Source organism: Gammaproteobacteria bacterium (assembly GCA_029862005.1).
Classification (GTDB): Bacteria; Pseudomonadota; Gammaproteobacteria.
The window spans coordinates 1-10,079 of record JAOTYD010000057.1 but is presented as its reverse complement, the minus strand read 5'-3'; the positions used below and the strand labels follow the sequence as shown (position 1 = coordinate 10,079).

Genomic DNA, 10,079 nt, shown 5'->3' with positions numbered 1-10,079 from the left:
GAGTCGGTCGGGACCAAGGCCAAGCCGTGCCAGCACGCCCGGTCTGAAGGATTCGAGCAGAATATCGGCATCAGCGAGCAGCGCCAACAAGGCCTCCCGGTCCGATTCGGACTTCAGATCCAGCTGACAAATGCGCTTGCCGCGGTTGAGATGACGATAAATCGGTGATAGCTCGTCCTTCGCGGTGTGCATGAAAAATCTCATCGGATCTCCACCCGGCGGTTCGATTTTTATCACTTCGGCGCCGAGATCAGCCAGTTGTCGGGTTGCAAAAGGCCCGGGAATGTATTGCGACAGATCGATGACGCGGACATCTGCTAGCAGGCGTTTCGAATTCACAGGGATGGCGCTGAGGCTGGTTACTCGTACTGGCGAATATCGTCGATAACCTTGCCATCGTTCGGCAGGGTGCCGGGTGCTACGATCTCGACTTCGCCACGAAGTTTACAGATTGACCTGATACTCTCGGCGATTGCATCGACCAGGGATACATCGCTAACTTCGGACTCACATTGCAGGGTTATCTGGTCGGCCTGGTCAACCCAATTGATGACCAGGCGTGCCCGGGATATTTCCGAATGACGCTTGACGACTTTATCCACCTGTTCCGGGTGAATGAACATGCCACGTACTTTGGCGGTCTGATCGGCGCGTCCCATCCAGCCCTTGATGCGTTGGTTGGTGCGACCACAGGGACTGGTTCCAGGCAGATAGGCCGACAAATCGCCGGTCGCGAACCGCAGCAGGGGATATTCGCGGCCCAGGTTGGTGACCACCACTTCGCCAACTTCGTCTTCGGCGACCAGTTCACCGGTTCCGGGACGCACGATTTCAACGTAAACGCCCTCGTCGATAATCAACCCTTCCATGGCGTGGGATTCGTAGGCGATCAGGCCCAGGTCGGCGGTGCCATAGCACTGTTGCACGCGCACACCGCGCTCGACAAAACTGTCGCGTAACGGCGGCGGTAAGGCTTCCCCACTCATCATCGCCTTGCCGATTGAGCCGACATCGCGCTCTAATTCGTCGGCCTGTTCGAGAATAATTTTAAAAAATGAGGGGGTACCAACGTATGCATCGGGTTGCAGGTCGGCGATGGTTTGCACCTGTAATTCGGTTTGGCCGACACCGGCAGGAATGACGCTACAGCCGAGCGCAAGCGCCGCACTGTCAAACATCTGGCCCGCCGGGGTGAAATGGTAGCTGAAACAATTGTGCACCAGCTCACCTGCTCGAATTCCACTGGCGTAAAGCGAACGTGCAAAGCGCCAGAAATCGGGGACAGCAAAACCGGGTTCGTATATCGGACCGGGCGATGCAAACACGTGGGAACAAAATGCCGTATCCTTCGCGGTGTAACCACCGAAGGGACGCTGCGCCTGCTGTAATTCGATCAATTCCGACTTGCGTGTCAACGCTAAGGCGCTGAATGACGCGGCATCGGTAATATCATCTGCATTAATATCCTTGAGTGACTCCGAATACGCGGCGGTATTGCTCTTTACATGCCTTATCTGTTCGCGAATAGCCTCAAGTTGCGCCTGCTCGCGTTCGTCTATGCTGCGTGTTTCCAGACTGTCGTAGAATTCACTCATCGCCTCTCCCATCATCCCCGCGTAAGCGGCGGTCCGACCTATCGGGATCCCCTGAAGACGCCATATTATAAGATTCCCGCTTGCGCGGGAATGACATTCGGGCTGTCATCCCGCGATTTAATCGCGGGATCCAGAACTCCTGCCGTTACATCAAGCGGGATTGTTATACCTGCCGGATGCCGGGATAGCTTAGGTCAGCCAGCGCTTGCGGCGTCGATAGTGTTTTACGTCGCGAAAACTGATGCGTTCACCCTCGCTAATGCCGAGGTAGAATTCCTTGACGTCGGTGTTTTCACGCAGTTCCGCCGCGGTGCCGTCGAGTACGACGCGGCCATTTTCAAGAATATAGCCATGATCTGCGTAGCGTAGTGCGATGTTGGTATTTTGCTCAGCAAGTAAAAAGGTAACGCCTTCGTCTTTATTCAGGCGTTCGACATTTTCGAAAATTTCTTCTACCAGTTGAGGTGCCAGCCCCATCGATGGTTCATCGAGCAGAATCATTTTTGGGCGAGACATCAGCGCGCGGCCGATGGCAATCATTTGCTGCTCGCCACCAGAAGTATAACCGGCCTGGGCCCGGCTGCGATTTTTCAGGCGCGGGAAATAGCTGTATACCAGTTCGAGATCTTGCTGGATCGCAACATTGCCGTCGCGGCGAGTATAAGCCCCGGTAAGCAAGTTTTCCTCGACCGTGAGGTGTTCGAAACAATGGCGTCCTTCCATGACCTGTATAACACCCTGTTGTACCAGTTCGGCCGGGGTGAGCGCATCGATGCGCTCACCCTGGAACTCGATACTGCCCTTGGTGATATCGCCGCGTTCGGCGCGTAGCAAGTTGGAAACCGCTTTCAGCGTGGTGGTCTTACCCGCGCCATTGGCGCCGAGCAGGGCGACGATGCCCTGCTCGGGAACCTCAAGAGAAACGCCTTTCAATACCAGGATGACATGGTCGTAAATGACCTCGATGTTGTTAACCGATAACATCGGCCTGGTATCAATCCGATTACCGGTTTCGCTCACCGGCTGTTTCCCAATTGCGTTGTCGGTAACTAGCCACAGATACGCGGAACCACGTTATTTTCTTTCGCGTACTGCGATGAATCTTCGGCAATTAGCGGGCCGGTAATGTCGTGCAACGAATTGTAAAAGTCGGTCACCAGACTCCATTTCTTGGCTTTGGCATCCCATTGCTGTAACGCACCTTTGGCAGGGCCTTCATGGTTTTCACAGCTGATCTTAACCGGAATCGTGAATCCAGGCAGCCCCAGTTCTTTCAGGCGCGCTTCATCGACATCGAGCGCTTCAAAGCCATCACGCACATGCACGCCCTTGACCTTGTTGGTGCCATGAATTTCCATCGCCTTACGAATTGCCTCGGAAGTCCACATTGCTGCGACCAGGCCGCGATTGTAGAGCACTTCACCGATACGATCACGATCTCCCAGACCTTTTCCCTTGTCGTAGACATACTTCTTGATGTCGTCGTGTGCAGGGAAGTTATCGCCGGGTTGGTGAAAGGCACCCGAGAGATAACCATGAGCGCCATCCCCGGCAGGTAGTACATCGTTTTCAGAACCTGACCACCAGACGCCGATAAAATGATCCATCGGGTAGCGAATCGATGCGGCTTCCTTGATCGCGACCTGGTTCATGACACCCCAGCCCCACATCAATACCCAGTCAGGACGTTCCTTACGGATTTGTAGCCAGGTTGCTTTCTGCTCCTGGCCAGGGTGATCGACCGGTAACTGCATGAATTCGAAACCGAACTTCTTGGCCGCGCTCTCAAGCGTACGAATCGGTTCCTTGCCGTAAGCAGAGTTGTGGTAAACCAGCGCAATTTTCTTGCCCTTCAGTTTATCCATACCTCCTTCCTTTTCGGCTATGTACTGTACGAATACGGTCGCCTGGCTCCAATAAGTAGCCGGAAAGTTGAACACCCACGGGAAGATCTTACCGTTTGCGGCCGAGGTGCGGCCGTAGCCCATCGAAAAAATCGGAATTTTGTCGACGCTGGCTTTGGGGATTATCTGGTAGGTAATCCCGGTTGACAGCGGTTGAATGACCAATGCGCCCGATTCGCCCTCGTTCTTGACATTTTCGTAACACTCGACACCGCGCTTGGTGTTATAGCCGGTTTCGCAAGGAACCAGGTTTATCCTGGTGCCGTTGATGCCACCGTCGCGTTCGTTGAGCATCATGAAATACTCGCTGTAGCCATTGGCGAACGGGATTCCATTGGGTCCGTACGGACCGGTGCGGTAGTCAAATGTCGGAATTGTCAATTCGTAGGCACTGGCCACCCCCATAATTAGCGGTAGCGAAAAAAGACCGACCACCAGGTTTTTAGCTAGATTTCTCATTTTATTTTCTTCCTCCGGTTATCTGTTGAAACAACATTTTAAGCGACATGCCGTCTAGCAATCCACTTACTTAATTAATTTAATAAGGGAATGGCCATAGGCGCATTTTTTCCTTGGCGATCCGCCACAGGCGCGCCAGCCCATGGGGTTCGACAATCAAAAATCCAATTATCAGCACGCCGACGATGATAATTTCAATGTGTGCGGCCAGCGCACTATCGGCACCAAAGCCGTCGACCATAATATTCTTAAGTAATATCGGCATCATAACCAGGAATGCGGCACCCAGAAACGATCCAAGCACCGAACCCAGCCCACCGATGATTATCATAAACAGCACCAGGAACGATTGATTGATGTCGAAGGCTTCGGTCGGTTCGGCGGAACCGAGCCAAACAGCAAAATATAGCGCGCCCGCCATACCGATGTAAAAAGATGACACGGCGAACGCCGATAACTTCGCGATTAAGGGACGCACACCGATCAGTTCGGCGGCGATATCCATATCGCGAATCGCCATCCAGTTGCGACCGATTCGCCCGCGCACGATATTTTTCGCAAGCAGTGCAAACACAGCAACGAATCCGGCTACCAGGTAATACTTGGCAACCGGGTCAGCCGAAGGTCCGGTCACGATCACCCCGAATAGTGTCATTGGTGGCGAGGTAATCATCCCCGTCGCGTTGTAGTTGAAAAACCATCCTACCTTGTTAAACAGCCAGATCAGGAAGAACTGTGCAGCCAGCGTCGCGACCGCGAGATAAAATCCCTTGATGCGCAGCGAGGGCAGACCAAACAGGGTACCAACCGCTGCAGTTATCAGGCCCGATAGAATCACCAGCGGAATAAATCCGAGTTCGGGAACGACGGTCATCAGTTTGAAAACTGAAAAGGCGCCTACTGCCATGAACGCCCCGGTTCCGAGTGACAGCTGGCCACAATATCCTGTCAGAATGTTGAGGCCGAGAGCCGCCAGTGCATAGATCAGGAACGGCAACAGAATGGCATTCAACCAATACTGGTTCAGCAAGAATGGAATCACCGCAAATACTACAAACAGCGTCGCGAAGATGACGTAACGATCCTGGGCGATCGGGAACAGCGCCTGGTCGTCCTGGTAATTTGCTTTAAACTGACCGGTTTCCCGATAAATCATCCTTACACTCGCTCAATAATGCGTTCGCCGAACAAACCCTGCGGTCTAAACAACAGGAACGCCAATGCCAGCATGTAGGCGAACCAGTTTTCGATCGCGCCGCCGACTATCGGCCCGAGGTAAACTTCCGCCACTTTTTCACCAACCCCTATAATCATGCCGCCGATGATTGCGCCCGGCACCGAGGTAAATCCACCGAGGATCAGGACCGGCAGTGCTTTCAGGGCGATTAACGACAGCGAGAACTGCACGCCGGATTTGGAACCCCACATGATGCCGGCGACGAGCGCGACTATGCCCGCGACCGACCATACGATGACCCAGATGGTGTTCAGCGAAATACCAACCGAAAGCGCGGCCTGGTGGTCGTCGGCAACCGCGCGCAGTGCCCGTCCGATGCGCGTCTTCTGGAAAAATATCGCCAGGAAAGTCACCATGATCGCGGCCGTGGCGGCAGCAAATATTTCCAGCTTCTCGATGTAAATATCAAAGCTATCGAGCATCCAGTCCGATGCGCCCTGCGGGATGCCGAGATCCAGGACCTTGACATCCGATCCCCACAAAATATCACCTGCGCCTTCGAGCACGTAGGCGAGCCCAATCGTCGCCATGAACAGAATGATCGGCTCCTGGTTAACCAGGGGGCGCAACATGAAGCGCTCGATCGCCCAGGCCAACGCGATCATAACGATGATGGTTCCGATGATCGCGAGCCAAATTGGCATACCAAACTTTTCCATCAGCCCGACCAGGGTCAGCGCCGCGAACAGCGCCATGACGCCCTGGGCAAAATTGAATATCCCCGAAGCCTTGAATATCAGCACGAAACCGAGCGCCACCAGCGAGTACATGACACCGGCCATCAGTCCACTCAGTGCGACTTCGATAAAAAATAGCATCAGTTGTTAAGCCTGTTCATGTGGAATTCCGAGGTAGGCATCGATGACAGTCTGGTTATTGCGGACTTCGTCAGGCAGGCCATCGGCGAGTTGCTTGCCGTAATCGAGCACCAGCACACGGTCGGATAAATCCATGACGACACCCATATCGTGTTCGATTAATGCGATCGTGGTGCCGAACTCCGAATTAACATCGAGCACGAAACGGCACATGTCTTCCTTTTCTTCGCTGTTCATCCCCGCCATGGGTTCGTCGAGCAACAGCAGATCGGGTTCGGCGGCGAGCGCGCGCCCCAGCTCGACGCGCTTTTGCAGCCCGTAAGGCAGTTTGCCCACCGGTTTCTTGCGAATCGCCTGGATGTCGAGAAAGTCGATGATACGTTCGGCTGCCTCGCGGTGTTCGAGTTCCTCAATGCGTGCCGGGCCGATATGCAGCGCTTGCCAGAACAGGTTGGTTTTCATTTTCAGATTGCGCCCGGTCATTATGTTGTCGAGCGTGCTCATACCCTTGAACAATGCGATATTCTGAAAGGTACGCGCGATGCCCTGGGTCGCCGCGACGTGCGGGGCCATCTGCTTGCGCGTATTACCCTTGAAGGTAATCGATCCCTGCTGGGGATGATAAAAGCCGTTGATGACGTTAAGCATCGAGCTCTTGCCGGCACCGTTGGGGCCGATAATCGAGCGAATCTCGCCCTGCCTGATGTCAAAGCTGATGTCGTCCAGGACCTTCATGATCCCGAAGGAGAGGCTTATATTCTCGACCCGGAGAATTTCGTCACCGATATTGCGCTCATTCATGCGGCAGCGTCCTGGGCCAGGGTTCTAACCGGAAAAACCGCGGCATCCCAAATCTTGATATCGGCTTCCAGCATCCCGGTGCGCCCATCCTCGAAAGTGACCTGGGTTTCGACATGGCATTGCTGGCGGTCCGAGTAAAGCGCATCGACCAGGATATCGTAACGATCGCCAACAAAGTTGCGGCGTACCTTGCGGGTACGGGTCAATTCGCCGTCGTCGGCATCGAGCTCTTTATGCAGGATCAGGAAACGCCGAATTTGCGAATTGCCGAGACGGCTATCCTGCGACAGGTCCCGGTTTACCTTGTCGATGCACTCCTTGATTAGCTGGTAGACGTCATCCTGCCCGGCAAGGTCGATGTATCCGGAGTAGGCCATGTTGCGCCGTTCGGCCCAGTTGCCGACGGCATCGAGATCGATATTGATAAACGCGGTGCTGAAGTCACGCTCGTTCCCGTAGACCACCGCTTCCTTGATAAAGGAAAAGAACTTGAGCTTGTTTTCGATATATTTCGGAGCAAACAGGGTACCATCGTTGAGCTTGCCGACGTCTTTGGCGCGGTCGATAATTTTCAGGTGACCATTGTCGTCATCGAAGAATCCCGCATCACCGGTATGCACCCAGCCATCCTCGGTCTTGGTACTCGCGGTTGATTCCGGGTTTTTATAGTAAGACTGAAACACGCCCGGGCTGCGATACATGATTTCGCCATTGTCATCGATCTTGATTTCGACATCGATTGCCGGCGTGCCGACCGTGTCGGCAAATACTTCCCCATCAGGCTGTACGCAGATGAAAACCATGCATTCGGTCTGGCCGTAGAGCTGCTTGATGTTGATGCCCAGGGAGCGATAAAAATCGAAAATTTCAGGGCCGATGGCCTCTCCGGCAGTGTAGGCGAGCCGGGTGCGGCGCAAGCCCAGCACGTCTTTAAGCGGGCCGTACACGAGAATGTCGCCGAGCTTGTAAAGTAACGAATCCTTAAGCGATACCGGTTCACGGTTCAGGATCTTGACCCCGACCTTACGCGCATGCTCCATGAAGTAGTGAAAGATATCGCGTTTGATTTTGGCCGCGTCCTCCATCCGAATCATGACCTGGGTGAGCATGTTTTCGTAGACGCGGGGTGGGGCGAAATAATAGGTCGGACCGATTTCGCGCAGGTCGTGGGCAACCGTGGTCGCATCTTCCGGACAGCTCACGCAAAATCCGGCAACGAAGGATTGTGCATAGGAAAACAGGTTGTCCCCGACCCAGGCCATCGGCAGGTAAGCTAGCACTTCTTCGTTCGCCGTCAGCCCCTCGCGAATGATGCCGTTACGCGCGGTGATAATGACGTTGTCGTTGCTCAGCATGACTCCCTTGGGATGGCCCGTGGTACCTGAGGTGTAGAGCATGATCGAGATTTCCTTACCGCTACCCGCTGCTACCTGCTGGTCATAAAAGTCGGGGTGATCATGGTCGAATTCGATACCGACCTGCTGTATTTTTTCGTAGTCGTGCAGGAAATCCTGCTCGTAGTGACGCAATCCGCGGGTGTCATCGAAAATAACGTGTTCAATCTTCGGGCATCGATTCCTTACCTCGAGCATCTTGTCGACCTGCTCTTGGTCCTCCACCAGCGCGATCTTGACGTCGGCGTTATCGAGCACGTAAGCCATTTCATCGGCAACCGCGTCCTGGTAGAGCGGCACCGGAACTGCCCCCAGCGCCTGCGCCGCGGTCATGCCCCAGTAAAGATGAGGGCGGTTGTCGCCGATAATCGCAAGCTTGTCACCGCGTTTCAGCCCAAGGCTCGCCAGGCCACAGGCGAGGGCCCGAATCTCGGTGGCCGCCTCGGCCCAGGTCCAGGATTGCCAGATTCCGAGGGCTTTTTCGCGGATCGCGTCCTGGTTCGGACGCAGCTTTACATGGCTTTGCAATAGCCTGGGAAAAGTGTCCAGCGCCGTGTCGTGTTCCATCGGTTATTTACCGCCCGGTGCAGTTCTTATTGTGGATCTAGTTATGGGTACAGATCATCGGTTAAAAGACTAACCCCGTCAATTCTGCTTTTTCCGCTGTCCCGGGGGCAAATACGTCTGGTTGCTAATCGTAAATATAAAAACCGCGCCCGCTTTTACGACCGAGGTATCCGGCGTCGACCATTTGCTGCCAGATCGGACAAGGGCGGTACTTGGAGTCGCCAAAGCCCTCGTGCAGCACCTTGATCACCGATAAACAGGTATCGAGCCCGATCAGGTCTGCCAGCATCAGGGGGCCCATTGGATGCGACATGCCCAGTTTCATGATTTCATCGATACCCTCTGCGCTGGCAAGCCCCTCGTTGTAAACGTAGGCTGCCTCGTTCAGCATCGGTATCAGGATACGGTTGGCAACGAAACCGGGACTGTCTTTGGCCTCGATTGGAATCTTGCCGATAAACTCGCTCAGATCGTGCACCGCCCGGTAAGTTTCATCGGTGGTTTGCAGCGCACGAATCACTTCGACCAGTGCCATCATCGGTACCGGGTTCATGAAATGCATGCCGATCACCTGGCCCGCGCGCTGCGTTGCACCGGCGATTCGCGTCAATGATATCGATGACGTATTGCTTGCCAGGATGGCGTCGTTTTTGCAGATGCTGTCCAGCTGCTCGAAGAGGCTCAGCTTGAGCGCTTCGTTCTCGGTGGCAGCTTCGATCACGATGTCGACGTTGGCGAGCGCATCGAGTGACGTCGCGGTGTCGATATTGGCCAGTGCGGCCTGCTTGTCATCGGCGCCGATCTTTTCTTTCTTGATCATGCGGTCCAGGCTGGTGGAAATAGTGTCGATACCGCGTTTTACCTGTGCTTCGCCGATATCCTGCATCGTCACCTTGAGGCCCGCCGCGGCACAAACCTGCGCGATGCCGTTGCCCATGGTTCCGGCGCCGATCACGCCGACTGTTTTTATGTTCATTTTTACTCCTGGTCATCCCGCGGCCTGACCGCCGGGTGTGGATTGTCAAAATAATGTGCGCTCTTCGAGCGTGGAGTAATACGAGTAATACGGGGACAGTATACCTATTTCACAGGGTGAAATAGGTATACTGTCCCCCGATATAGCTGTCCCCCGATATAGTAGGGTGAAATAGGTATACTGTCCCCCGATATAGTAGGGTGAAATAGGTATACTGTCCCCCGATATATCCCCCGATATAGTCAACACGTCGTCGTTGCTCGATACCGATTGGTACCGAAATGACAGCCGGTTCGGCTGATAGTTACATGTTACGCCTGTATTGGCC

The 10,079-nt window shown here is 54.4% G+C and carries 9 protein-coding genes; all 9 read right to left on the bottom strand.

Annotated features, from left to right (window positions below):
• Positions 1–339 (bottom strand): CoA transferase (locus tag OES20_18060; protein MDH3636599.1); only part of this gene is annotated, 339 nt, incomplete at its 3' end.
• Positions 340–359: 20 nt separating this feature from the next.
• Positions 360–1,595 carry an AMP-binding protein gene (locus OES20_18055; protein ID MDH3636598.1) on the bottom strand — a complete coding sequence of 412 codons (1,236 nt, stop codon included), beginning with the start codon at positions 1,593–1,595 and terminating at the stop codon, positions 360–362.
• A gap of 189 nt (positions 1,596–1,784) precedes the next feature.
• Positions 1,785–2,579 carry an ABC transporter ATP-binding protein gene (locus OES20_18050; GenBank protein MDH3636597.1) on the bottom strand — a complete coding sequence of 265 codons (795 nt, stop codon included), beginning with the start codon at positions 2,577–2,579 and terminating at the stop codon, positions 1,785–1,787.
• A 65-nt stretch (positions 2,580–2,644) separates the two neighbouring features.
• Positions 2,645–3,958 carry an ABC transporter substrate-binding protein gene (locus OES20_18045; protein MDH3636596.1) on the bottom strand — a complete coding sequence of 438 codons (1,314 nt, stop codon included), beginning with the start codon at positions 3,956–3,958 and terminating at the stop codon, positions 2,645–2,647.
• Between the two features lie 79 nt (positions 3,959–4,037).
• Entirely contained in the window at positions 4,038–5,114 is a 1,077-nt protein-coding gene (locus OES20_18040) for a branched-chain amino acid ABC transporter permease (GenBank protein ID MDH3636595.1), read from the bottom strand.
• A 2-nt stretch (positions 5,115–5,116) separates the two neighbouring features.
• Positions 5,117–6,013: a branched-chain amino acid ABC transporter permease gene (locus OES20_18035; GenBank protein ID MDH3636594.1), complete on the bottom strand. Its 897-nt coding sequence runs from the start codon at positions 6,011–6,013 to the stop codon at positions 5,117–5,119.
• A 6-nt stretch (positions 6,014–6,019) separates the two neighbouring features.
• Positions 6,020–6,814 (bottom strand): ABC transporter ATP-binding protein, encoded by a 795-nt coding sequence (locus OES20_18030; GenBank protein MDH3636593.1) that lies wholly within the window; start codon positions 6,812–6,814, stop codon positions 6,020–6,022.
• Entirely contained in the window at positions 6,811–8,775 is a 1,965-nt protein-coding gene (locus tag OES20_18025) for an AMP-binding protein (protein MDH3636592.1), read from the bottom strand. The genes OES20_18030 and OES20_18025 overlap by 4 nt, the downstream gene beginning before the upstream one ends.
• Before the next feature lie 124 nt (positions 8,776–8,899).
• The gene (locus OES20_18020; GenBank protein ID MDH3636591.1) at positions 8,900–9,751 is read right to left on the bottom strand and encodes a 3-hydroxybutyryl-CoA dehydrogenase; all 852 of its coding nucleotides are present in this window, start codon (positions 9,749–9,751) and stop codon (positions 8,900–8,902) included.
• Positions 9,752–10,079 lie beyond the last annotated feature (328 nt).